We start from the raw sequence: 24,843 nt of genomic DNA, 5'->3' as shown, positions 1-24,843 counted from the left end.
GGGGTCTGAGCACTTCTTTAAGCTGACCGTAAAGAATTGTCGGACCCTCTGGGTAACGTCCGTGGACATCGACTCCGTTTTCTGACCCAGGGGGTACGGCAGTGCGCAGGTGGGAACTCGTCTCGGGTGGCTCGGCGAAGTTCTGGGAGATCGGGCAGGACGGCGCCTCCGTGACCGTCCGGTTCGGACGGCTGGAGACGGCCGGTCAGACCCAGCTCAAGGAGCTCGCATCCCCGGAGGCGGCCGAGGCGCACGCCGCGAAACTGGTGGCGGAGAAGGAGAAGAAGGGTTACGTCGCGGTCGGCGTCGCCGCCGGACTGCCGGAAACCGCTTCCGTCGCCGAAGTAACCGCGGCCGTCCCCGCCACCGCGGAACCCGTTGTCGTCGACGAGGACACCTGGGTCATGCCCAGAGCGTGGTTGAGAGACGTGGTGCGGCAGCGCGGGTTCGACCCGGCACCGGAGTTCTCGGTGGACACCGCGAAGGCGGCGGAGGCGCGCCGGCACGTGGCCGAGCAGGCCGAGGCGATCGAGCGCGCGCTGACCACCAAGGGCTCCAAGGCGGAGCTGGTGAGCGCGGCCAGGGAGCACCTCGCCGGACAGCCGAATCCTGTTGGCGCCGCGGCGATCGCGGCCATCACGGCGTCCGGCCTCCAGTCGGTGCACGCCTGGATCGCCGATCACGGCGTGGCGTTCGCCGCGAGCGCGGTCGTCGAGTTCATGGGCGTGACCTTCTCCGAGCAGTGGGACGAGCGGCGGGGGAAGTACACCGACATCCGGCTGCAGACCCGGCGCTACGGCTACCAGACGTCGGTCAACGAGCCCGAAGGCCAGATGCTCACCGCCGTCCGATACGCGCTCGCGGTCGCCGACAGCACCGCGCTCGAGGCCGCGGAAGCAGCGCTGGAGGAGATGAAACCAACGGCCACCGTGAAGGAGCTGCGGTCGTACCTGGTGCCCTCGCGGGCCGACTGGTTCGCCGAGGCGTGCAAGCAGTCGTACACGGGCAGCCGGTGGTGGCTGCTGCCGTGCAGCGCCAGCAGCTACGAGGACTACGACAACGCCGGCCAGTCGCTGACCCAGCAGGCATTCCTGCTGTACACGGCGCTTTACGTGCTGGGGCCCGCCATCGCGCCGTTGCTCGCGGAAGATCTCGACACCGACATGGCCTACCAGCGCGCGGACGGCCGCAAGCAGGTGCTGAAGGTACTGGCGGCGCTGCCCACCGACGAGGCGTTCACCATCCTGCTCGACCGGCTGGAGACGAAGTACGTGCGGCCGGCGGTGCTGTCCGCGATGGCCGCGTTCCCGGCGCGGGCCGCCCGGCTGCTGGCGGAGCGGGTGTCGTCGAGCGAGGACGTCCGACGGCTGCTGAGCGCCCACCTGATGTCGAATCCGGGTCTCGAAGTGCCGGCCGAGGCGGCCGCGGTGCTCGCCGAGACCGGAGCGCAGACCGCGCCGGAAGCCACCGCGGACCAGCTGCCGTCGTTGCTGGCCTCGCCACCGTGGCTGAACCGCCGCCCACCGGCGAAGCCCGTCGTGCTCACGGATCTGCCGGTGCCGGAGGCGTCCGTGCGGTGGCAGGCGGGCGAGCACGAGCAGTGGCTGGCGTCGGGCGCCGAATGGGTGCAGGACCACCACGACTGGAAGAAGCTGCTCGCGGAGTACAACGCGGGCATCGTCGGCTACTACGACAACGACCTGTTCCTCCTCGCGCCCGTGGACGAGGTGCGGCACCTGCTCGCGGACTGGCAGCCGAACTACAGCCACGGCGTCGAGGAGTGGGGCAAGAACATCGCCGCCCGGTTCGGCGTCGACGCGGCACCCGCCCTCCTGCGGCACGTCCAGTCCAGCCCCGGCGGCACCGGCGTGGTGCTGCTGCCCTTCGCCACCCCCGAGGTGGCCGCGGTGATGGCGGACTGGTTCGCGCGGACCAAGCAGCCGAGGCGCTGGGGTGCCGAATGGCTGGCCCGCCATCGCGACCAGGCCGCCCGCCTGCTCATCCCCGCCGCCGCCGGCAAGCCCGGCATCCCCCGCCGCAACGCCGAGACGGCACTGCGCCACCTGCGGAGCCTCGGCGTGGACGTGGCCGCGATCGCCCAGGACTGCGGCGCGGCAGCCGCGATCGACGTCGTGCTGTCCGTCGACCCGGTCGACGTGCTGCCCGCGAAGCTCCCGGTGATCGGCGAGTGGGCCGACACCCGCCTGCTGCCCCAGGTCCTGCTCAGCGACCGCAAGCACGCGCTGTCCCCCGAGGCCGCGAGCCACCTGCTCATGACCGCCGCGCTGTCCAAGCCCGGCGACCTCTACGCCGGCCTGCCGATCGCCCGCGAGGCGCTCGATCCGGACTCGCTGGCGACGTTCGCGTGGGCCGTTTGCGAGCAGTGGCAGAAGGCGGGCGGCCCGTCGAAGGAAGGCTGGGCGCTGTCCGCACTCGGCTGGTTCGGCAACGACGACACGGTCCGCGCGCTGTCCCCGGTGATCCGCAACTGGCCGGGCGAGAGCCAGCACGCCAGGGCCGTCACCGGCCTGGACGTGCTCGCGGACATCGGCACCGAGGTGGCGCTGTCCCACCTGAACAGCATCGCGGAGAAGGTGTCGTTCAAGGGCCTCAAGACCCGCGCCCAGGAGAAGGTCTCGCAGATCGCCGCCGAACTGGGCCTGAGCCGCGACCAGCTGTCCGACCGCCTGGTGCCGCGCCTCGGCCTCGACGACGCCGCGACCCTGGTGATCGACTACGGCAGCCGGCAGTTCACCGTCGGCTTCGACGAGCAGCTGAAGCCGTTCGTCCTCGACCCGGACGGCAAGCGCCGCAAGGACCTCCCGAAGCCGGGAGCCAAGGACGACCAGGAGCTCGCCCCGCTGGAGCACAAGCGGTTCATGGCGCTGAAGAAGGACGTCCGCACGATCGCGTCCGACCAGATCCAGCGCCTCGAACGGGCCATGGTCGACCAGCGCACCTGGACGGCAGGGGAGTTCCAGACCGTGCTGGCCGCACACCCGTTGCTCTGGCACGTGGTCCGCCGCCTGGTCTGGATCACCGACGAGGGCAGGTCTTTCCGCCTGGCCGAGGACCGCACCCTGGCCGACTCGGCCGACGACGAGTTCACGCTGCCCGCCGACGCGACGGTCCGCGTGGCCCACGCCGTGGACCTGCAGGACGGCATGGGCGCTGGCGGCGGCGCGGCCGGTGACGGCGGTGCTGGCGGTGGCGCGGCCGGTGACGGTAGTGCTGGCGGCGGCGCGGCCGGAGGCGGTGGCGCTGGCGCGGCCGGAGGCGGCGGCGCTGGCGGTGGCGGTGGCGCCGCCGGTGGCGGTAGTGCTGGCGGTGGCGCGGCCGGAGGCGGCGGTGGCGGCGGCGCGGCTGGTGACGGTGGTGTTGGCGGTGGCGCGGCCGGAGGCGGCGGTGGCGGCGGCGCGGCCGGTGACGGTGGTGTTGGCGGTGGTGTTGGCGGCGGCGCGGCCGGTGGCGGTGGCGGCGGCGCGGCCGGTGGCAGTGGCAGTGCGGCGGCGGCGTGGGGTGAGGTGTTCGCCGACTACGAGATCCTCCAGCCGTTCCCGCAGCTGGGCCGCCCGGTCCACGTCGTGGCGTCCGCGGACGATCTCCTCCCCCACCTGAAGAAGTACTGCGACGTCGCCCACCCGATCGGCAAGATCCTCGGCCTCACCAAGAAGGGCTGGGTCCGCGGCGAACCCCAGGACGCCGGCGTCGAGTGCTGGATCACCCGGCCGTTCCCCGGCGGCGGTGCTCTCGTCGCCCGCCTCGACCCCGGGATCGCCGTCGGTGCCGTCGACGTCTTCCCCGAAGTCAGCTTCACCGACGTGTGGTTCTCGCCCAACGGCTACGGTGCGTGGTCCGCGCCGAAGGACGCGCCGGGCACTTTCGACGTCGATCCGATCACCATCTCCGAGCTCCTTTCCGAACTGGAGTCCCTGCGGTCATGACCAGCACCCAGACGATGCAGCGCCCACCGGCCGAGGTGCGCTACGCCGACGAGCTCGCCCGGCTGCGCGAGGCGGACAGTGCGCCCAAGCCGCCGGGCTGGGCGTTGAGCCTCGATGCCGCGCGCAAGTTCGTCGTCGGCGACGAGAAGCGCGGTATCACCAAGAAGTTCGTCGGTGATCCGTCGCTTGTGGACAGAGCGTTGGTCACACTGGCGACCAGCCGCGGCCTGATGCTCGTCGGCGAGCCCGGCACGGCCAAGTCGTTGCTGTCGGAGCTGATCGCGGCGGCGGTCTGCGGCGAGTCGACGCTCACGATCCAGGGTGGTGCGGCGACCACCGAGGACCAGATCAAGTACTCGTGGAACTACGCGTTGCTGGTGGCGGAGGGACCATCGCCGCGGTCGCTCGTGCCGGCGCCGATGTTGCGGGGCATGGCCGAGGGCAAGATCGTGCGGTTCGAGGAGATCACGCGCTGTCCGCTGGAGGTGCAGGACTGCATGCTCTCGATGCTGTCCGACCGCGTGATGGCGATCGGGGAGCTGAACGGGCCGGACGGCATGGTGTTCGCGCGGGACGGGTTCAACGTGATCGCCACGGCGAACACGCGGGACCGGGGCGTCAACGAGATGAGTGCCGCGTTGAAGCGGCGGTTCAACTTCGAGACGGTGTTCCCGATCGCGGACTTCCACACCGAGCTCGCGCTGGTCGAGCAGGAGGCCGCGAAGCTGCTGGAACGCTCCGGGGTCGAGCTCGCGCCGAAGCGGGACGTGCTGGAGGTGCTGGTCAAGACCTTCCGCGACCTGCGGGAGGGCAACGACCGGCCACCACCGTCATGAGCACGGCCGAGGCCGTGTCGGTGGCGCACGCGGTGGGGCTTCGGGGCTGGTTCCTGCGCGGTGAGGCAGGGACAGCCGCGGACGTCGTCGAGTGCCTGGCGGGCACGGCGGCCAAGGACAACGCGGAGGACCTGGCGCGGCTGCGCCGGTATCTGGAGCAGCACGCGCCGCGCCGCAAGGGGAAGCAGTGGCAGGAGCTGCACCAGGCTCGGCACCTGCTGCCCGGCTGATGGGGGCCGTGTTCGTCGGCGTCCGGCACCACAGTCCCGCCTGTGCCCGGCTGGTCGCCAACGCCATCCAGACCCATCAGCCCGCGTACGTGCTCATCGAGGGGCCTGCCGACTTCAACGAGCGCGTCGACGAGTTGTTGCTGGGCCACGAGTTGCCGGTGGCGTTGTTCAGCTACTCGGACCAGCACGCGTCGTGGTCGCCGTTCTGCGACTACTCGCCGGAGTGGGTGGCGATCACCGAGGCGCGCAGGTGCGGGGCGGAGGTCAGGTTCATCGACCTGCCCGCGTGGCACGAGGCGTTCCGGGACGTCAGCAACCGCTATGCCGACGCGGAGTTGCGGTACGCCGAGGTGGTCGAGCGGTTGTGTGCCGAGTTCGCGGTCGACAACGTCGATGTGCTGTGGGACCACCTCTTCGAGTGCGAAGAGACCCCGAAGGGCATGGACGAGTACTTCGACCTGCTGCGCGGCACGGCAACGGCGGACGACGGCGACTCGGCTCGCGAGGAGTACATGGCGAGCTGGGTGCGGGCGGCGCTGAAACACGCGGGTGACAAGCCGGTCGTCGTCGTCACCGGTGGCTTCCACACGCCCGCGCTCAAGGCCAAGCTCAACGGCGGCAACGACTGGCCGGAGGTGCCGGAACGCGACCGGGGCGCCAGCTATCTCGTGCCGTACTCGCACGCGCGGCTGGACGCCTTCACCGGGTACCAGTCGGGCATGCCGTCGCCCGGCTACTACCAGCAGGTCTGGGAGAACGGGGCACAACGTGCGGCGGACTGGCTGATCGAGTCGGTCGCCACGAGGCTGCGCAGGAGGCAGCAGCCGGTGTCGACGGCGGACCTGATCGCGGCGCACACCCAGGCCGGTGCGCTGGCGCGGTTGCGCGGGCATGAGCACCTGGCGCGCACGGACGTGCTGGACGGACTGACCAGCGCGTTGATCTCCGAGGACCTCACGCAGCCACCGCCGTGGACGCGGCGCGGCACGCTGCAGCCCGGCGCGCATCCGGCGCTGATCGAGATGATCGGGGCGTTGCGCGGCGACAAGGTCGGGCGGCTGCACCCGGACACGCCGGCGCCGCCGCTGGTCAACGCGGTGCAGGAGCTGCTGCGGGCGCACGGGCTCGATCAGGAGGGCAAGATCGCGCTCGACCTCACGGACGCGGAGGCGTTGGAGCGCAGCAGGATCCTGCATCGGTTGCGGGTGCTGCGGATTCCCGGCTTCGAGCGCACCAGCGGGCCGTCGGAGGGCGCGCAGCCGCAGCTGGACGAGCAGTGGGTGCTCCGGCCGGGCGAGGAACGGCTGGCCGCGTTGATCGAGGCGGCCGAGAACGGTGCCACGCTGGAGGAAGCGGCCGGCGTGGCGCTGGAACGCCGGTCGCGGCAGGCCCAGCTGGACCAGCTCGCCGGGATTCTGTTCGACGCGGTGCTGTGCGGGATCTCGACGTTGTCCGGCCGGGTCAAGGAGTCCCTCAACGAGGGCGTCCGGGAGACGGGCGATCTCGCGGCGCTCGGTCACGTGCTGAGCGGAGTGCTCGGGCTGTGGCGGCACGACAGGTTGTTCGGCACGAAGAAGGACCCGTTGCTGGGCGCGGTGATCGACGCGGGCACCACCAGGGTGCTGTGGCTGATCGAGGGACTGCACGGCGGTCCGGCACCGGCCGATCCACAGCGGCTCAAGGCGATGGCCGCCACCAGGGACGCGGTGCTGCACGCGAAGTCCGCGCTGGCACTGGACACAGTGGACGTCACCGGCGTGGCGACCCGCGTCAGCAACGACGCGCAGGCCCCACCCGATCTGCGAGGTGCCGCGCTCGGGCTCGCCTGGACGCTCGGCACCCAGCCGGACGTGCGGAAGGTCCGCGGCATCGAGGCGCTCGGCGACTGGCTCGCCGGGTTGTTCGCGGTGGCGCGGGAAGAGGTCCTGGCGAGCCCTGAGCTGGTCGGGGTGCTCGACGAGCTGGTCAGCGCGATGACCGAGGACGAGTTCCTGGTGGCGTTGCCCGCGTTGCGGCTCGCCTTCAGCTACTTCCCGCCCAGGGAACGGGAGACCATCGCGGCCACCGTGCTCGACCACCGCGGTGTCGAGGGCAACGCGAAGAACCTCACCCGGATCACCACCGATCCGATGATCGTGGCGGAGGCGATGGCCGTCGAACGACGCGTCGACGCGCTGCTCACCAAGGGCGGGCTGGCATGACGGACCTGGAACGCTGGCGACTGATCCTCGGCGAACCCGCCTCCCGCTGCACCGGCGGCCTGCAGGGCGAGGCGGCACGCAGGGACGCCGCGCTGCAGTGGCTCTACGGGCGCGACCCGGAGCTGGCCGAACGCGGTGTGCGCAAGGGTGGCAGCGAGGACTCGGTGCTGCAGACGGTCGACTGGCTGGACGAGGTGCACAACCTCTTCCCGCGGGAGACGATCGAACGACTCGAGCGCGACGCCGTCGAGCGGTACGAGATCACCGACATCGTCACGGATCCCGATGTGCTGCAACGGATCGAGCCGAACCCCGCCCTGCTGCGCGCGGTGCTGCGGACCAAGCACCTGATGAACCCCGCCGTGCTCGCGATGGCGCGCAAGATCGTCGAGGCGGTGGTGAAGCAGCTGATGGAGAAGCTCAAGACCGAGGTGCGCACGGCGTTCAGCGGCACGAGGTCGCGCCGGCCGAGCATTCACAAGAACTCGCGCAACTTCGACTTCCGCGCCACGATCAAGGCGAACCTCCAGCGCTACCAGCCGGAGGAGCGCAAGCTCGCGATCGAGCACCCGAAGTTCGTCTCGCGCACCAAACGGCACGTCGAGCAGTGGCAGGTCGTGCTGCTGGTGGACCAGTCGGGGTCGATGACCAGCTCGGTGATCCACTCGGCGGTCACCGCGGCCTGCCTGTGGGGCCTGCCGGGCCTGCGGACGCACCTCATCGCCTTCGACACCAACGTGGTGGACCTGACCTCCGACGTGACCGACCCGGTCGAGCTGCTGATGAAGGTGCAGCTCGGTGGCGGCACGGACATCGCCAAGGCGGTGGCGTACGGGGCCGGGCTCGTCGACAGCCCGCGCCGCTCGATCGTCGCGATCATCAGCGACTTCTACGAGGGCGGCAACGCGGAACACCTGGTCCGCACGGTGAAGGGCCTGTGCGAACTGGGCACCCACGTCCTTTGCCTGGCGGCGCTCGACGAGGAGGCGAACCCGGACTACGACAAGGTCCTGGGCCAGCGCCTGGCGAACGCGGGCGCCCACGTCGGCGCGATGACCCCCGGCCAGCTCGCGGAATTCGTTGCGGAGAAGCTCAGGTGACCAGACCCGATCTGCTGGCCCTCACCCCGGACGCGCTCGCGGCGCTGGCCAACCGCGGGCTGGTGAAGCGCGCCGTGAAGGAGCTCGACGCGGGTGTCGTGCCGGTGCTCGACACCGACCCGGCCGGTGCCGTTCAGGGCAAGTTCCCGGACGGCACCACGACCACACTGCCCCCGAACACCACGCTCGACGCGGCGGGGTGCAGCTGCGGCGCGGCGGGCGTGTGCCGGCACCGCATCGCGGTCGTCCTTGCCTACCAACGCACTCAGGAGGCCACCGCACCGGCCGAACTCTGGTCGCCGGGAGCCGTGACCGACGACGAGCTGACGGTGTTGATGGGCGAACGGACACTGCGCCGCGCCCGCAGAGCGTCGCAGGCCGGCTACCGCGCCAAGCTCCGCCGCCCGACCGCGGAAGACCAGACCGCCCAGGCGGAACTCCCCACCTGCACGGTGACGTTCCTCGTGCCCGGCGACCTGTCCTACGTCCACACCGACGCGGTCAACAAGGACGAGGCGACCGCACTGGCGGTGTGGGCGTTCCGCGAGGCCGACGCGCACGGCACCGACACCGTGGACGTGGGCGGATCTCCCACCACCGCGACGGATCTGTCCGCGGTCACCGATCTGCTGGACCAGTTCCTGCTCGACGGCGCCACGAACGCGAGCGAAGTGCTGGACGTGGCCTGGCAGCGCCTGCACCGCGACCTGACCGCGCAGCGCCTGCACTGGCCGGCCGCGGTGATCACCGATCTGCTCGCCCAGCTGACCGCGTATCGCAAGCGCAGCGCCGACTACGAGGCGGAACAGTTCGCCGCGCTGTTGACCGAACTGCACGCGCGCACCACCGCGACCGGTGCGCGGGCCGAGGTCCTCGGCCCCGACGAACCCGCGGAAACACCGCTCAAACGCGTTCGCCTCACCGCGTTGGGCGCCCGGCTGCGCACCACCACCACGGCCGACGTCTACTTCGCGTCCGGTGACGTGGTCCTGGTGCAGCGGGACACTCCCCTGCGCACCGGCCAGCGCCTCGCCGCGTCGAACGTCGTCTCCGAGTCGGCGACCCGAAGCGCGAGCCGCGCGGTGACGCTCAAGGCCAGCAGGGTCGCCAAGACCTCGCTCACCCCGGTCGGCACGGCGTGGGACCACCTGCCGCAGGCGCTGGTGATCGACGACTACGAGGCCGCGGCAGCAAGGCTGGCCGAGCTACCGCCACGCCAGGTGCGCGCGAGGGTCGAGGCCGAACTGGTGCGCGCGGTCCGCGTCGCCGAGGTGTCCGATGTGGCCTACGACCCCGCCGCGCAACGCCTCACCGCCACGTTGCACGACACCACCGGCACCACGTGCGTCCTCGACGCCGCCCACCGTGCGGTGGCGCCGAACGCGCTCGACGCGCTGGCACAAGCGTTGCGCGCCAACCCGACCACGATCACCGGCGCCGTCCGCCGGCACCGCGGCACGCTCGTCGTGGAACCTCTGGCCGTGCACACCGCGGCCGGAGTCGTGGTGCTGGACCTGGCGACGGACACGTCCCCGCAACCGCTGCCACCGGGCTTCACCGCGACCGACCCGCTGAGCGCGGCGGTCGACAGCGCGCTGTCGGTGTTAGCCGAGGCCGCGCATCGAGGCCTGGACCACCTGTCGAACAGCCTGCTCGCCCGCACGCGCGAGGTCGGCGCGCACCTGCACCGCACGGGCCTGCGCACGGCGGCGGCCCAGGTCACCGCGTTCGCCGACGCCCCGGCCTCGGCCACCTGGCTGGGCGCCCACCTCCGGTTGCTGGTGACCGCCGATGCCCGCTGACACCACCGAGGAGGTCGGATCGACACGTTGCGACAGCACGTAGTCCTCGGCGGCCTCGGCCACCCGCCCGAGCTTTTCCAGCACGAACCCGCGGAGGTAGGCAGCACGCGCCACACCACAACCACCTAGTGCAATCCCACGGCCGTAGGCGTCCAGGGCGTCCTCCAGCCGGCCGGACGCGACCAGCGCGTCGCCGAGCAGGGCCCACGTCCGGTCGTCACCGGGGCTGAGCTCGACCAGTTCCCCGGCGTACCCGACCGCGCGCTGTCCCAGGCCGATGGTCAGATGGGTCTGCACGAGGAAGCAGTGCAGCGCGTAGGCCTCGTCGGCCCACGCCAGCCGGTCGATCTCGGCGGAAGGCGGCGGGATCGAGATCAGCCCGTCCAAGGCACGCCCGAGCAACCGGTGTGTCTCCGCGATGTCGCGGCGCACAAAGGGAACGGCGGCGATCGCCCGGTGCAGCCGCGCATGTTGGAGCGCCCCGGCGAACCCGGACGACGGCAGTTCCGACGACGCCTTCATCGCGAGCGCCGCGGCGGCCTGCATCGACGTGGAGTCGGCACCGCGGGCGGCGTTGCGGAACACGACGAACAACGCCAGGTCGCGCCGGGTCCCGGCGGGAAGCCCTGACCTGGCCCCGCGCAACGCCATCGACTCCACCGCGGACGCCGGCAGGTGGCACCGCAGCACGGCGAGCTGCTCCATCGCGAGTTCGGGTGAGAGCACGTGCTTGCGCGGGTCGATCACCGACAGCCCGATCACCGAGGCCGCGCGTTGCGGATATCCCAGGCGCAGCAACAGATCGCAGGCGACGCGGCGTTCGGCCGTGCGCAACGAGCCGAGCGAGCGTTCGTGCACCCGCCACCACAGTTCGGAGGCCAGGTCGACGGGGAACGTCGTCATGTCGGCGCCGACACCGTCGAGCCGGCCCCAGCTCGCCGCCGTGAGCAGCCGCAGCTGAGCGGACGGCGGGGGTTCGAAGCGCGGCACCCCCGCCGACGCGCCCACCACGAACGCCGAGGCCATCGCATGAGTGATCCGCGCGTGCAACGCGGAGGCAGGGCGGGGAGCGGAAAGGCCCGCGTAGACACCGCAGGCGACGGGCACCTGGGCGGTGCGCAGGGCGCGCAGCCGGGTGGCCAGCGCGCGGGGACTCGGGTCGGTGCGGTACCGCGGCATCGCGGTCATGCGGGCCTCCCAGACTCAGTTCAGCAGTTCCCAGCCGCGTCTGGTCAGGCGGTGGCGGACCGACCTGCCGTTGCGGTGGGTGGAGACGAATCCCGCGGTGCGCAGGGCGGTCGCGTGCTGCGACGCCGTCGGCAGGCTGATGCCCACGTGCTTGGCGAGTTCGGTGGTGGTGCGTTCGGAGGTCAGCGCCCGCAGCACCAGCGTCCGGGTGCGCCCGAGGGCCAGTTCGAGGCTGGCGCCGCTCGGCTGGGGCGTGGCGACCGGGTAGAAGAGCAGCGGCTGCGGTTCAGCGAACATCGACACCGCGGGGCGGGTCAGGCCGTTCAGCACCGGCACGATGAGCATCCCCGAGCCGCGCAGCGAGATCTCGGTGTCCCAGCCCAGTTCGACGTGCAGCGCGGGTGAGGTCCACGAGATCGACGGGTGCAGGTTGCCGAGCAGGTCACCCAGCCCGCGCGTCACGGCCTGCGACGACCGCAGCCGCACCTCGGCGTCGAACCCCTGGCGGGTCTCAGGCCAGTTGTTTCGCAGCAGATCGCGGAAGCCCGAGTTGAACGCCGACCGCAGGTCCTGGCGGGAGGTCGGGGTGCCGGCGGCGAACGACCGCAGCCACGGCGACGTCGTGCCCAGCATGCTCGCGATCTGGTCGCGCACCCGGTTCGAGGGCACGTCGAGCACCTGGCGCACGGCCTCGTCGAAGTCGGGGCGCGCGGAGTTGAAGAAGTCGGGGATGAACCGGCCCGGCCGGACCAGCTCGGCGAGCGGGCGGATCTGCGGCAGCAGCATGCGGTCCCAGGTACCGCTGTGCACGGTGAACACGAGCTCGTACATCGGCAGCGGCGCCGGCGCGAACCGGGTGCGGGCCAGATCTTCCAACTCGAAGAGAATGGTCAACCCGCGACCTTTGGGCGCGGGTTCGGACAACACGATCGGCATTTGCTTCCCCCCGGAGTGCAACCACTTCCGACGGTACGCAGAACTCGTTGTCCGGTGTCAGCGCTGTTCCACTTGACAACGTTCAGTGGACAAACTCAGACGAGCAGCCCTGCCTGCTCGGTGAGCTTCAGCAGCAGGTCACGGGTCTGCGCGCGTTCTTCCGGCGTCTCCTGGTCACGCCACAGCAGATCCGCGAGCGTCACTCCATCGAGTGCACGGGAAATGAGGTCGGCACGCTGCGGATGCAACCCGTCGGAATCGGTTTGCTGCCGCCAGCGGGTCGCGGCGACGTCCATCCGCTGCTGCAGTTCCGGAACGCCGAGCAGCGCCGTTACGACAGACGGGTGAGACCACAGGCCGGCCGGTTCGAACGTGGCCCGGATGTGCGCGCGGGTCCACCGGCCGGACGTCTTGGCGGACGTGACGACAGCGGTGAGCGAACTGTGCCGCGAGTGACCCGGATCGACAGACCACGCGATCGGCCGACCTCCCCTGCGGAGCTGGTCAGTCGCTCCAATGGTGTTCGATGAGTTGGCCGACGCCGAAGCTCACCGCCGTACCGACCGCGAAGGCCGCCCAGCCGATCGGCCCGGCAGCCACAGCAGCGAACCGCAGGGGCGTGATCAGCATCAGACAGGCTTCGACGAGTCCCGTCGCCGCGGCGCCCACCGCGTAACTGCCGATGAGCATCCAGCCGTTTGTCGACCAACCGATCCTCGGTGGCAGCGGGCCCATCTTCACCGCGCGACAGTGGATCGGTCACGATCGACTCACATCCTGGGTTTCGGCTTCGCGAAAGGACATGCCGCTGAGATCACCTGATCCGCTGCTCGTTCCGGTGAACGCGACGGCCTCCAGTTCAGCGACGTGTTCACCTTCACGGATCTTGAGTTGCCCCTCCACGTAATCGAACTCTCCAGTGGTCACCAGTTGGAGCTGGTCGGCAACGAGCTGGCCGATGGTGTCGTAGTGGAGTTTGTGCCAGGCAACGGTTTCAGGAGCTTGGACGAGCCTCAGGGTGACGCGGGCGATCACGCCGTTGCGTCCCCGGCCCGCGCGAACGGCATCGAACACGGCGCGGTTCGAACTCGGCGAGCACGTCACGACATCGCCGGTAGGGGTGACGACGTCGAGCGAGAGAACGTTGTCGGTTTGTGCGCCGTAGTGATGGCTGGCCCCGCCCAGGCCGCCGACGGACAGGGTGCCGCCGACGGTCAGTTCGAGGTAGTCGGTGAGCACTGGCGGGGTCAGCCCGTGCGGCAGGGTCGCGCGCATCACGTCACTCCACTTCGCGCCCGCGTCGACCACCACCCGGTCTGGTCCGACCTCGTGGACCGCGGCGAGGGCAGTCATGTCGATGACGACTCCGCCAGGTGCTTGAGATTGGCCGCTGGTGGAGTGGCCTTGTCCGCGTGGGACGACGGCGAGGTCGTGCTCGGCGGCATGCTTGATCACCGTGCTGATGTCGGCCGCGTCGGCAGGCCGCAGCACGGCTGTCGGAAGGTGGTGAACGGTGTCGCCGTAGTCGTGCGCGGCCCACGCGAGCGCGTTCTCATCGATGTCCAGACTTCCGGTGAGCGCGGGCATGGTGCTGAGCGCCTGGTGCACCAGACGTCCTCCTTGAGGTTCTCGATCAGCTGTTCCCGCAACCCAGCTGCGGTCGGCTCGGTGTTTCCGCTGAGCAGTTCGGCGGCCGCGGACCACGACCAGTGGGCGGCGTGCAGGTCACCGACGCGCCTGTGGATGTGGGCCTGGCTCCAGACGTCAGCGACCTCGTTGAAGGTGCGCAACGCCTTCTCCAGGTGATGAAGAGCAACCTCGCGCTCGCCACCGGATTCGGCCAGACCTGCCAGCAGCGTCGAGGTGCACCCAGAGGACATCAGGTCCTCGGCGTCGTCGAAGATCGCCTGCACCTCCGTGAGCAGAGACCGCGCACCGACAGCATCGCCCGAGGCCGCGAGCACAGATGCCAAGTGCGCGGACGCCACTGCGAACTCCCACTGGTCGTGGGCCTCCGTGCTCAGCCGACGAGCGGCCTCGAGGTGCGTGATGGCCGCGCCGAGGTCGTCGAGCTGGTAGCAAGCTCTGCCGAGTCCCGCTTGGCATGCGGCAACACCGTTGAGATCGCCCAGCTCGGTCCTGATCTGCATCGCCTGCCGGTACAGGCCGGCCGACGACCCCGCCTTCAACTCGACGATGCCCGCGTCGCCGAGCGTCTCCAGCACCCACGCCTCTGACCGGCGCGCTCGAGTGGCAACGTTGTGATCACGCGAAGCACACTTGATCCGAGTGGTCGGTCAAGCACGAGCCGACGGACAGCAACTCCCTACGCGATGCCGTCCAGCGCGGCGATCCATCCTCGCGATCGCGTCCCGATGATGTTTGCAAGGCGTGCCGCCGGTTGGGCTGACCACACCTGCGCTGTGTTCCTTCGGAGCACCGCCACGGCAATCTGGTGACACACCGGCTACTTCGAACGCCACGCGGACGGCACGTACAGACTCATCACGCTATGGGCTTCGGGATGATTGCCGTGCCGGCGCCGCCCACGAGAAGTGCGCCCGCGTCCGTAAGCGCACCAATAGCCGCTATCGATCCTGTCGCCCGCACGAACCGGCGGCAAGCCTCGATCTTCGGCCCCATCGAGCCGGCGGGGAATGTCAGGTGCTCGAGTTCTTCCACGGAGAGGGTGTGCAGCGGTTCAGCGTCAGGCAGGCCGAAGTCAGTCATCACGGCGGACACGTCGGTCAGCAGGAGCAGGCGGTCGGCTTTGAGCGCGATCGCGAGCTCAGCTGAGGTGAGGTCCTTGTCGACGACCGCTTCGACGCCGTGCAGTTGCCCGTTGTCGACGACAGGCGCTCCTCCCCCTCCGGCGCAGACCACGATCGTTCCGCCGCTCACGAGCTGCTCGATGGACTCCTGTTCGACCAGCCGGAGCGGCTCGGGTGAGGGCACGACGCGCCGCCAGTGCCGGCCGTCCGCGGCCATGGTCCAGCCGTTCTGTGCGGCCAACTGGTCGGCCTGGGCGCGGTCGTAGATCGGACCGATGAACTTGGTCGGCGCGGCGAACGCAGGATCCGCGGCGTCGACGACGGTCTGGGTGATGACGGCGAGGACCGGTTTGCGGACGCCCGCGTTGCGCAGCGACTGGGCGAGCCAGTAGCCGATCATGCCCTGGGTTTCGGCGCCGAGGGTGTCGAGCGGGTACGGGCGACTCAACGACGGGTCGGCCTCGCTTTCGAGTGCGAGCAGGCCGATCTGGGGGCCGTTTCCGTGGCACACGACCAGTTCGTGTTCGGCGGCGAGCGGCGCGAGTGCTCGTGCCGCTGCTTCGACGTGGTGGAGCTGGACGGAGGCGTCGGCGCGTTCGCCGCGCACGAGCAGGGCGTTGCCTCCGAGTGCGACGACGATGCGCATCAGGAGGCCAGTCCGGCGACGATGACCGCCTTGATGGTGTGGAGGCGGTTCTCGGCCTGGTCGAAGACGACCGAGGCGGGTGAGGAGAAGACCTCGTCGGTGACTTCGGCGCCGTCGAGGCCGTACTGGTCGTGGACGCGGCGGCCGACCTGCGTGGTGCGGTCGTGGATGGATGGCAGGCAGTGCAGGAACTTCGTGGTGGGCTTGCCGGTGGCTTTCATCAGTTCGGCGGTGACGCGGTAGGGCGTCAGCAGGGGCACGCGGGTGTCCCAGGCCTCGGGTGAGTCGCCCATGCTGACCCAGACGTCGGTGTAGATGAAGTCGGTGCCGGCGACGGCCTGTTCGGGGTCGTCGGTGACGAGCACGCGGGCGCCGCTCGCCGCGGCCAGCTCGAGGGCCTTGGCGATCACGTCGGCGGGCGGGTGCAACGCGGTGGGTGCGGCGATGCGCACGTCCATGCCGAGCAGGGCGCCGGTGATGAGCAGCGAGCGGGCGACGTTGTTGTGGCCGTCGCCGACGAAGGCGAAGCTGATGTCCTCGACCTGGCCGTTGAAGTTCTCGGTCATGGTGAGGACGTCGGCGAGCATCTGCGTGGGGTGCCAGGAGTCGGTGAGGCCGTTCCACACGGGCACGCCGGCGTGCTCGGCGAGTTCCTCGACGGTGTCCTGGGCGAAGCCGCGGAACTCGATGGCGTCGAACATGCGGCCGAGGACCTTGGCGGTGTCCGGGATGGACTCCTCGCGGCCCATGTGGGAGCCGGTCGGGTCGAGGTAGGTGACGTGGGCGCCCTGGTCGTGGGCGGCGACCTCGAAGGCGCAGCGGGTGCGGGTGGAGCTCTTTTCGAAGACGAGGGCGATGTTCTTGCCCTTCAGCAGCGGGTGTTCGGTGTGGGATGCCTTGGCGCGCTTCAGTCCGCGGGCTTGGGAGACGAGGTCGAGGAACTTCTCCTTGGTGAGGTCGAGTTCCTTGAGCAGAGAGCCGGGGTGTCGCATCGAAGAAATCCTTTCAGATGCCGTCGCGCTGGATCGGACAGGTCATGCAGCGGGCGCCGCCCCGGCCGCGGCCGAGTTCGTTGCCGGGGATGGAGATGACCTCGATGCCGTGGTCGGCGAGCATGGTGTTGGTGACGGTGTTGCGCTCGTAGCCGACGACGACTCCGGGTGCGAGGGCGAGGAAGTTGTTGGCGTCGTCCCACTGTTCGCGTTCGGCGGCGCGGGCGTCCTCGTCCGCGCACAACACGCGCAGTCGATCGATGCTGAGCTGGTCAGTGATGGTGGCGAACACCGAAGTCCGCTCCTGCACGCGCAGGCCGGCCGAGCTGCGCTCGACGACCTCTTCCGTGTCAGCTGGGGTGATCACCCATGTCTTGAGCGTCTCGGGGTCGAGGCCTGGGTAACGGATGAACGTGTTCAGGTCGAGCATCGTCATGACCGTGTCGAGGTGCATGAGAGCGTGCGAGCGGGGCAGCTGCACGGCGATAACGGAATCAGCCTGGCCGGTGCGGAACAGTTCGCGCGCCAGGATTTCCACGCCCATCGGGGTGGTTCGCTCCCCCATGCCGATCAGCACGGTGCCGCGGCCGAGGACGAGGATGTCGCCGCCTTCCAGCGTGGCGGGCTGGTGGTTGGCGTCGTCGGCGCCGTAGTAGATCGGGAACATCGCGTCGGCGAACATCGGGTGGAACCGGTAGATCGCTTGGCAGTGCAGGGATTCACGGCGGCGTGCTGCTTTCGCCATCGGGTTGATGGTGACGCCGCCGTAGATCCATGCGGAGCTGTCACGCGGGAACAGGGTGTTCGGCAGCGGCGGGAGCACGAAGTCGTCCAGCCCGAGGCTGTTCCAGCGCAGGCTGGGCACGCCGAGCGGAGACAGGTCGGCTCGGGTCACGCCGCCGACCAGAAGCTCAGCGAGCATCGGAGCGTCCACCTTCTCCGCGAACTCGCGCACAGTGCCGACGAGCGTCGGCCCGAGGAGCTCTGGTGTGCACACTCGGTCCAGCACGAACGCTCGCGCCTCCGGCAACTCCAGCGTCTCGGCGAGGAGCGTGCCGGTGTGGTGCACCGTGATCCCGTGGTCACGCAACACCGAGGCGAACACGTCGTGCTCCTCCTGGGCCTTCGAAGCCCACAGCACGTCGTCGAACAGCAGCTCGTCGCAGTTGCGCGGGGTGAGCCTGCTCAGTTCGAGTCCTGGCCGGTGCACGACGACCTGGCGCAGCGTGCCGACTTCCGATCCCACGCCGAGGTTCACGACTTCACCCCGCCGTACTCACGCTGACCTGCCTTGAGCCAGATGTAGAGCGGCACGCCCAGCAGCAGGCAGATGACGCCGTAGTAGACGGCCTGGTAGCCGCTGCCGGCCAGTGCCCAGAAGGCGAACACCAGCGCCAGCACCGAGACGGTGCAGTCGCGCACGAGATGCGGCCACTCGGCCTTGCGGCCGCGCACCAGCAGCCAGTACAGCTGCGCGGCGGCGCTGAACAGATACGGGACGACGGCGGTGAACACCGACAACAGCACGAGCGTCGTGAAGACCTGCTCGAAGTTGGTGTAGCTGACGACCACGAGCAGCGAGGCGAGCACGGTGGAGCTGATGATGCCGAAGCTCGGGATGTCGCGGCGGGTGCGCAGGAACGCTTTCGGGAACAGCTTGTCCTTCGCCGCGGCCATCGGCATCTCGCCGACGATCAGCGTCCAGCCGACGAGGCAGCCGATGCCGGACACCACGGCGGCGATCGCCACGGCCTGGCCCGCCCACTGCCCGCCGAAGATGGCGTTGGCAGCGTCGGTGAACGGCGCTGAGGTCTCGCGCAGCGTGGCGTTCGGGACGGTGCCGAAGACGGTGAGCGTGCCGAGGACGTAGATGACCGCGCAGCCGATCGTGCCGAACACGGTGGCCCGTCCGACGTTGCGCTCGGGGTCGCGCACGCGGCCGGCGGCCACCGACGCGGTCTCGATGCCGATGAAGCTGAAGAGGGCGATCGCGGCCGCGGCGGAGATGGCGCCACCGATCGAGGTGCCGCTGGCGTTGAACGGGCCGAAGTTCGCCGACTTCACGAAGACCAGGCCGACGGTGGCCATGAACAGCAGCGGCACGATCTTCAGCACGGTGAAGACGATCTGCGTGACGGCCATGTTCCGCAGCCCGGACAGGTTGACCAGAGCCGGAATCCACAGGCCCGCCAACGCGATGACGATGGACCAGCCGACCTGGTGCTCGGTGTTCACGAACACCTCGACGTAGCCGACCAGCGCCACGACGATCGCCGCGTTGCCCGCCCAGGCGGTGATCCAGTAGCACCAGGCGTTGAGGAATCCGGCGAATTCCCCGAACGCCTCCCTGGCGTACACGTACGGGCCGCCGGAACCGCTGATCCGCTTCGCCAGCGCGCCGAACGTCAGCGCGAGTGCCAGCGCGCCGATCGACACGAGGACGAACGCCACGAGGCTGACCGGTCCGAACGCCGCGAGTGCGGTCGGCAGACCGAACACGCCGGTTCCGATCACGGATCCGACCACCAGCGCGGTCGCGGTGGGCAGACCGAATCTGGACGGGCGTGACTGACTGCCCGGATCGGGCCGAGTAGCGGCCTCCGGTCCCGCAACGTCAGTGCTCACGGCGAACTCCTCACTCCGATTTGGACTCTTTCGCTGTGAGCAGACTGCGCCGCGACAGGCTGTTGTCCCACGTGCCCAGGTCTCGTCGGTGCTGGGCACAAGGTCCCCGCCCACGCGGGACCCCTGTCTCTGCGCACCGGATCAGTACGCGAGAAGCCTTCGAGGAAGACGACTTCTGAGGAGGCACTGATGAAAGCGCTGGTCTACGGAGGACCTGGCAAGCGCGAGTGGAAGGACGTGCCCAAGCCCGAGATCAAGGACCCGGCCGACGCGATCGTGCGCGTCACCGCGGTCACGATCTGCGGCACCGACCTGCACATCCTCAAAGGTGATGTGCCCGAGGTGGAGCCCGGCCGCATCCTCGGCCACGAGGCGGTCGGTGTGGTCGAGCAGGTCGGCGCGTCGGTCACCGGACTGAAACCCGGCGACCGTGTGCTGATCTCCTGCATCACCACCTGCGGACGCTGCTCGTACTGCCGCACGGGGAGTTACGGGCAGTGCCTCGGTGGCGGGGGCTGGATCCTCGGGCACCTGGTCGACGGCGTACAGGCCGAGTACGTGCGAGTGCCTTTCGCCGACACGTCAACGCACCTGCTGCCCGCCGACGTCTCCGACACCGCGGCTGTGGTGCTCGCGGACATCCTGCCCACCGCCTACGAGGTCGGTGTGCTCAACGGCGCGGTGAAGCCCGCGGACACCGTGGTGATCGTCGGTGCCGGGCCGATCGGTCTCGCGGCGATCCAGACCGCCCAGCTCTACAGCCCGAGTCACATCGTCGTGGTGGACCTGGCACCGTCACGTCTCGACGCGGCCAAGCAGTTCGGCGCCGACGTCACGGTCGCCACCGCGGAGGAAGCGGAACGGGTCATAGGCGAGCTGACCGGTGGGCTCGGTGCACACGTGGCGATCGAGGCGGTTGGAGTACCGGAGACCTTCGAGCTGTGCGCGAAGCTGGTGCGGCCGGGCGGGCACGTGGCGAATGTCGGTGTGCACGGCAAGCCGGCGACGCTGCACCTGGAGAACCTGTGGATCCGCAACGTCACCATCACCACGGGACTCGTGGACACGGTGTCCACGCCGACGCTGCTGCGCATGGTGGCAGCCGGCCGGATCGACGGGGAACGGTTCATCACGCACCGGTTCACGCTCGATCAGATGGCGGAGGCGTACGAGGTGTTCGAGAACGCTGGTGACACCGGTGCGCTGAAGGTGGTTCTGCAGGCCTGAGAACGAAACGAAAGGCGCCGGGACGAACCCGGCGCCTTTCTCGTGTGCCTATGTCCTTCTCCCCCAGCGGAAGTAGGCGAGCGGTCCGGCGAAATTCACCAGGATCGCCAATGCCCACCAGGCTTTGCGTCCGCGCACGAACTCGCGGGGCCGCAAAGCCAGGTCCGTCCACGCCGCACCGGCGAGCGCGACCTGCACGACGCCCATCGCGACGAAGGTCTTCCGTTGCGCTTCCGTGAGGTCGCTCCAGCGCCTGGCCATGATCAGATCCGTTCGGGTGCGGTGATGTGCACGTCGGTCACGCCGGCGACCGCGCGGGCCAGCACCTCGGCCACGTGCCTGTCAGCTGGGTCGTTCATCTCGTCCACGATGGACACTTTGCCGCCGCTCACCTCGACCTGCCATCGGTGTGCGGCGCCGATCACGGCGAGGCGGTGGCGGATCTCCGCCTCGATGATCGAGTCCGCGCGGCTGATGGAGCGGAGCATGTCCCGCCGGGTCACGATGCCGGCGAGATGGCCTTCGTGCACGACCGGGACGCTGCGCACGCCATGCGCGAGCATCAGGTCGGCGACCTCTGCCAGGTCGGTGTTCGGCGTGGCAGTCACCGTCGGCTTCGTCATCACCTGAGCCACCACGTCTCCTGGTGCGTGCCGGGAAACGGCCGGTTCGCCGTGCACCAGCCAACGGGGGTCCTGCGGCAGCCGGTCGCGCAGCAGTTCGGCCTCACTCACGACGCCGACGAACGTTCCTGCGGCGTCGACCACGGGCAGCGCGGTGAAGCCGCGTTCAGCCAGCAGCCGGGCGGCCTCACGGGCGTCCGTGTCCGGGCTGACCACCACCACGTCGGTCGTCATCACGTCTCGGGTCCTCATCGGTAGCTCTCCTTCAGCCGAAGATCTCGGTCTGGCGTGGGTGCGTGGTGTCGTTCCACTCCGGTCGCAACCCGTTGTGCACGTCCACGACACCCGGCAGCGCGCGCACGAGGTGGTCGGCGATGTCGATCTCGCTCTGGCGTTCGAGCTGTCCCTGCAACGTCACGACGCCGTCTGTCACCTCGACGTCGATCGTGTCCGGGTCGGTCCACAGCGTGCGGCCGAAGATCTCGTCACGGATGGTCGTCCTCAGCTCGTCGTCTTCACGCAGGTAGAGCTTCAGCAGGTCACGCCGGGACAGCACACCGACGAGGGCGCCGTCGCCGTCCATGACGAAGAGCCTGCGGACGCCGGCCTCGGCGAGTTCCCTGGCGGCCGAGCTGGCCGTGGTGTCCGGCGAGACGCTCCTGACCGGGCTGGTCATCACGTCCTTGGCGGTCAGCCCAGTGGCCTGTTCCCAGCGGTGCTTGGTCGCACGTCCGGCGAACAAACCGGGTGCTTCCCCGGTACCGCCGCGGAACTCCTCCTTCGGTACCAGGTCGGCTTCCGACACGACACCCACGGGGTAACCGCCGTCGAGCACGGGCAAAGCGCTGATCTTGTTGTCCTCCAGCAGTTGCACGAGCTCCTTGAACGAGCTCTCGATGTCCGCGCTGATCACCTCACGCGTCATCAGCGAGGAAACAGTCGGTTCACGCATGACACCCTCCGGCGATCCGTTCGTTCACGTGTGGTCCAGCGTTGTCGCGTGCGCAGCAGCCGGACACGTGCCAAAGGCGCCACCGTGCGGGACAGCGGTCCCGGTTCGCAGGGGACCTAGGCCCCTCACCCACACCCGTTGACGCTGCGAGGTTTGAGCGTGGAACTCAGACCTGGAGGTGAACCCGGATGAACCGCGGTCAGCCGGACGAGAACACGCTGCGGGCTGCGGTGGCGCTCGCCTGCCGTGCACCGTCGGTGCACAACTCCCAGCCCTGGCGCTGGGAACTCGGTCAGCACAGCCTGCACCTGTACGCCGATCGCACGCGCAACCTGCCCGCGGTGGACCCGCTGGGCGCCGACCTGGTCATCAGCTGCGGGGCCGCGTTGCACCACCTGCGCGTGGGACTGGCGGCACTCGGGTGGCGGGCAGTCGTCCACCGCCTGCCGAATGCCGGACAACCCGACCACCTCGCGGCGATCGAGTTCCAGGCGGGTGAACCCACCGCGTCGCACGTTGCTCTCGCGGCGGCGATTCCGCGCAGGCGAACGGATCGCCGCGCGTTCTCGTCCTGGGCCGTACCCCAGGGCATCACCGCGCAGCTCGTGTCCCGTGCACTGGCGGAAGGCGTCGAGGCGCAGGAGGTGGTGGGCCGTGCACGTGACGAACTGCTCATGACAATCTCCAGGGCCGCTGCCGCGCAGGAGCACGATCCGGAGTACCGGGCCGAGATCCGTGAATGGAGCGGTGTCTACCCCGGTGCCTCGGCGGGTGTGCCCGCGGCGAACATCCCCGCGGGCTCACGGCAGTACGGAAACCTTCGGATGCGTGACTTCGCACCGGGCGAGCTCGCACAAACCGACCACCTCCTGCTCAGTGAGGACGCGGGATCGCTGATCGTGCTCAGCACCTCGTCCGACGACGAGCTGTCTCGACTGCGCGCGGGTGAAGCGACGAGCGCCGTCCTGCTGGAAGCCACGTCGGCGGGACTCGCGTCCTGCCCGCTGAGCCAGCCGCTGGAAGTCGTCGAGACCAGGGAACTCGTGCGCGACCACGTTCTGGGCGGCTCGACCTGTCCGCAGCTGGTGATCCGGGTCGGCTGGGCCGGGTTCAACGCCGATCCGCTGCCCGCGACCCCGCGCCGTCCCGTCATCGACGTTCTCACCCGTCAGGAGCAGCCGTGAGCACCTACATCCGCGACTTCACCACGCTCGGCAAGAACGACACGGCGATCGCCGGCGGGAAAGGCGCGAACCTCGGCGAATGCACCGGTGCGGGACTACCGGTGCCACCCGGCTTCGTGGTGACCTCTGAAGCATTTCTCACGTCGGTGAGCCAGGTCCGCGACGACCTCGCCACTGAGCTCGCGATCGCGCTCGACCGTTCGACCACGCCCGACCGGCTCGCGGAGTCCGCCGAGCGGATGCGGGACCTGGTGCGCAAAGCCGGAGTGTCCGACGAGGTCCGGCACGCGGTGCTGCAGGCCTACCGCGACCTCGGCGATGTCGAGTCCGTAGCCGTGCGGTCCTCGGCCACCTCGGAGGACACCGCCGGTGCGTCGTTCGCGGGGATGAACAGCACGTTCACCAACACCCGAGGCGCGCACACCCTGCTCGACCGGCTGCTGGACTGCTGGGTGTCGTTGTTCGGCACCCGCTCGGTCGCGTACCGCGCCGAACAGGGCATCATCGACGAGCCCGCGATCGCCGTGGTGGTGCAGAAGATGGTGAACTCCGAACGCTCCGGCGTCATGTTCACCGCCGACCCGTCCAACGGCGACCGCGACCGGATTGTCGTCGAGGCGTCGTTCGGACTGGGCGAGGTGGTGGTGAGCGGCTCGGTCGAGCCCGACACCTACATCCTGCGCCGCAACGGCGAAGCAGTGTCCGTTGTGGACACTCGGGTCGGCCGCAAGACCCACAAGATCGTGCGTGGGCCGGACGGAGCCGACCAGCGCATCGACCTCACGGCGGAGGAATCCCACGCGCAGGTCCTCACCGAGGCCGAGGCCATCGCGATCGGTCAGCTGGGAATGCGTGTGCAGCGGCACTACGGCGAACCGCAGGACACCGAGTGGGCGATCGCCGACGGCAAGACGTGGCTGGTGCAGTCACGGCCGATCACCACACTCCCGGACGCCGTCTCGCTGTCGGACGGCCCGCTGGTCGCGGGGCTGGCCGCCTCCCCTGGCATCGCATCCGGACGCGTACGGGTCTTGAGTTCGCCCGATGAAGGCTCACGGTTGCGCGACGGCGAGGTGCTGGTCGCCGAGATGACCAACCCCGACTGGGTGCCGACGATGCGCCGGGCGTCCGCCGTGGTCACCGATGGCGGTGGCATCACGTGCCACGCCGCCATCGTGGCGCGCGAGCTGCGTGTGCCGTGCGTGGTCGGCACCGGTTCGGCGACCACGGTGTTGAAGGAAGGCCAGCAGGTCACCGTCGACGGCAGCGCCGGAGAGGTCCGCGCCGGTTCGGCGCCGATCACCACCGCACCACGGATCGTCGCACCCGCCATGCCGTCCACCGAAGCACTGGGCACTCGGGTCTACGTGAATCTGGCGCTGCCCGAGCACGCCGCCGAGGTGGCCGCGATGCCCGTTGACGGCGTCGGACTGCTGCGCGCGGAGTTCATGCTCACCGAGGCCCTCGGTGCCGAGCACCCACGCCGGTTCCTCGCCCAGCACGGCACCGAGGACTTCCTGAACGCGATGACACGCGCACTGCTGCAGATCACCCACGCGTTCGCGCCACGTCCGGTCGTCTACCGG

The 24,843-nt window shown here is 69.7% G+C and carries 21 protein-coding genes and 1 pseudogene; 9 read left to right on the top strand and 13 right to left on the bottom strand.

What is annotated here, in order from left to right:
- The first annotated feature begins 101 nt into the window (after positions 1-101).
- From SK803_RS34055 to SK803_RS34030, 6 genes are read left to right on the top strand one after another with little or no spacing between them, the layout of a single operon-like run.
- Positions 102-3,944: a WGR and DUF4132 domain-containing protein gene (locus SK803_RS34055; RefSeq protein ID WP_319970290.1), complete on the top strand. Its 3,843-nt coding sequence runs from the start codon at positions 102-104 to the stop codon at positions 3,942-3,944.
- Positions 3,941-4,780 carry an ATP-binding protein gene (locus tag SK803_RS34050; RefSeq protein ID WP_319970289.1) on the top strand — a complete coding sequence of 280 codons (840 nt, stop codon included), beginning with the start codon at positions 3,941-3,943 and terminating at the stop codon, positions 4,778-4,780. Before SK803_RS34055 ends, SK803_RS34050 begins: the two co-directional genes overlap by 4 nt.
- On the top strand, positions 4,777-5,010 hold the full coding sequence (locus SK803_RS34045) for a hypothetical protein (RefSeq protein WP_319970288.1): 234 nt from the start codon (positions 4,777-4,779) through the stop codon (positions 5,008-5,010). The genes SK803_RS34050 and SK803_RS34045 overlap by 4 nt, the downstream gene beginning before the upstream one ends.
- Positions 5,010-7,211: a DUF5682 family protein gene (locus SK803_RS34040; protein ID WP_319970287.1), complete on the top strand. Its 2,202-nt coding sequence runs from the start codon at positions 5,010-5,012 to the stop codon at positions 7,209-7,211. The genes SK803_RS34045 and SK803_RS34040 overlap by 1 nt, the downstream gene beginning before the upstream one ends.
- The gene (locus SK803_RS34035) at positions 7,208-8,311 is read left to right on the top strand and encodes a VWA domain-containing protein (protein WP_319970286.1); all 1,104 of its coding nucleotides are present in this window, start codon (positions 7,208-7,210) and stop codon (positions 8,309-8,311) included. Before SK803_RS34040 ends, SK803_RS34035 begins: the two co-directional genes overlap by 4 nt.
- Entirely contained in the window at positions 8,308-10,113 is a 1,806-nt protein-coding gene (locus SK803_RS34030; protein ID WP_319970285.1) for a hypothetical protein, read from the top strand. The genes SK803_RS34035 and SK803_RS34030 overlap by 4 nt, the downstream gene beginning before the upstream one ends.
- Before the next feature lie 147 nt (positions 10,114-10,260).
- Here SK803_RS34030 and SK803_RS34025 read toward each other — a convergent pair.
- The 10 genes and pseudogenes from SK803_RS34025 to SK803_RS33980 all read right to left on the bottom strand — a co-directional run.
- Positions 10,261-10,635, bottom strand: a pseudogene (locus tag SK803_RS34025) (BTAD domain-containing putative transcriptional regulator); the annotation flags it as partial.
- A gap of 681 nt (positions 10,636-11,316) precedes the next feature.
- Positions 11,317-12,195, bottom strand: coding sequence for an ArsR/SmtB family transcription factor (locus tag SK803_RS34020; protein ID WP_319970284.1), 879 nt, complete (start codon positions 12,193-12,195; stop codon positions 11,317-11,319).
- A 137-nt stretch (positions 12,196-12,332) separates the two neighbouring features.
- Entirely contained in the window at positions 12,333-12,716 is a 384-nt protein-coding gene (locus SK803_RS34015; RefSeq protein ID WP_319970365.1) for a hypothetical protein, read from the bottom strand.
- Positions 12,717-12,741: 25 nt separating this feature from the next.
- Positions 12,742-12,978 (bottom strand): hypothetical protein, encoded by a 237-nt coding sequence (locus SK803_RS34010; protein ID WP_319970283.1) that lies wholly within the window; start codon positions 12,976-12,978, stop codon positions 12,742-12,744.
- Between the two features lie 18 nt (positions 12,979-12,996).
- The gene (locus tag SK803_RS34005) at positions 12,997-13,692 is read right to left on the bottom strand and encodes an FAD-binding protein (RefSeq protein WP_319970364.1); all 696 of its coding nucleotides are present in this window, start codon (positions 13,690-13,692) and stop codon (positions 12,997-12,999) included.
- Positions 13,689-14,462: a tetratricopeptide repeat protein gene (locus tag SK803_RS34000; protein ID WP_319970282.1), complete on the bottom strand. Its 774-nt coding sequence runs from the start codon at positions 14,460-14,462 to the stop codon at positions 13,689-13,691. The genes SK803_RS34005 and SK803_RS34000 overlap by 4 nt, the downstream gene beginning before the upstream one ends.
- 280 nt (positions 14,463-14,742) lie before the next feature.
- On the bottom strand, positions 14,743-15,654 hold the full coding sequence (arcC, locus tag SK803_RS33995) for a carbamate kinase (RefSeq protein WP_319970281.1): 912 nt from the start codon (positions 15,652-15,654) through the stop codon (positions 14,743-14,745).
- Positions 15,654-16,646 carry an ornithine carbamoyltransferase gene (gene argF / locus SK803_RS33990; protein ID WP_319970280.1) on the bottom strand — a complete coding sequence of 331 codons (993 nt, stop codon included), beginning with the start codon at positions 16,644-16,646 and terminating at the stop codon, positions 15,654-15,656. The genes arcC and argF overlap by 1 nt, the downstream gene beginning before the upstream one ends.
- Positions 16,647-16,659: 13 nt before the next feature.
- Complete coding sequence (locus tag SK803_RS33985) at positions 16,660-17,904, bottom strand: arginine deiminase (RefSeq protein WP_319970279.1); 1,245 nt, start codon at positions 17,902-17,904, stop codon at positions 16,660-16,662.
- On the bottom strand, positions 17,901-19,271 hold the full coding sequence (locus SK803_RS33980; RefSeq protein WP_319970278.1) for an APC family permease: 1,371 nt from the start codon (positions 19,269-19,271) through the stop codon (positions 17,901-17,903). The genes SK803_RS33985 and SK803_RS33980 overlap by 4 nt, the downstream gene beginning before the upstream one ends.
- Positions 19,272-19,460: 189 nt before the next feature.
- On the opposite strand from SK803_RS33980, the gene SK803_RS33975 reads away from it, so the two are divergent.
- Positions 19,461-20,498 carry a zinc-dependent alcohol dehydrogenase family protein gene (locus SK803_RS33975; protein ID WP_319970277.1) on the top strand — a complete coding sequence of 346 codons (1,038 nt, stop codon included), beginning with the start codon at positions 19,461-19,463 and terminating at the stop codon, positions 20,496-20,498.
- A 48-nt stretch (positions 20,499-20,546) separates the two neighbouring features.
- On the opposite strand, the gene SK803_RS33970 is transcribed toward SK803_RS33975, so the two are convergent.
- From SK803_RS33970 to SK803_RS33960, 3 genes are read right to left on the bottom strand one after another with little or no spacing between them, the layout of a single operon-like run.
- Positions 20,547-20,759 (bottom strand): PLDc N-terminal domain-containing protein, encoded by a 213-nt coding sequence (locus SK803_RS33970; RefSeq protein ID WP_319970276.1) that lies wholly within the window; start codon positions 20,757-20,759, stop codon positions 20,547-20,549.
- 2 nt (positions 20,760-20,761) lie between these two features.
- Positions 20,762-21,373 carry a CBS domain-containing protein gene (locus SK803_RS33965; protein ID WP_319970275.1) on the bottom strand — a complete coding sequence of 204 codons (612 nt, stop codon included), beginning with the start codon at positions 21,371-21,373 and terminating at the stop codon, positions 20,762-20,764.
- Positions 21,374-21,386: 13 nt separating this feature from the next.
- Positions 21,387-22,073 (bottom strand): CBS domain-containing protein, encoded by a 687-nt coding sequence (locus SK803_RS33960; RefSeq protein ID WP_319970274.1) that lies wholly within the window; start codon positions 22,071-22,073, stop codon positions 21,387-21,389.
- A 188-nt stretch (positions 22,074-22,261) separates the two neighbouring features.
- On the opposite strand from SK803_RS33960, the gene SK803_RS33955 reads away from it, so the two are divergent.
- Positions 22,262-23,257 (top strand): Acg family FMN-binding oxidoreductase, encoded by a 996-nt coding sequence (locus SK803_RS33955; RefSeq protein WP_319970273.1) that lies wholly within the window; start codon positions 22,262-22,264, stop codon positions 23,255-23,257.
- Positions 23,254-24,843, top strand: a 1,590-nt coding sequence (locus tag SK803_RS33950; RefSeq protein WP_319970272.1) for a PEP/pyruvate-binding domain-containing protein, incomplete at its 3' end; no start/stop codon positions are given. The genes SK803_RS33955 and SK803_RS33950, both read left to right, overlap by 4 nt.

The organism is Lentzea miocenica (assembly GCF_033949945.1).
Classification (GTDB): Bacteria; Actinomycetota; Actinomycetes; order Mycobacteriales; family Pseudonocardiaceae; genus Lentzea; species Lentzea miocenica.
This window is presented reverse-complemented; position numbering and strand designations above follow the sequence as displayed.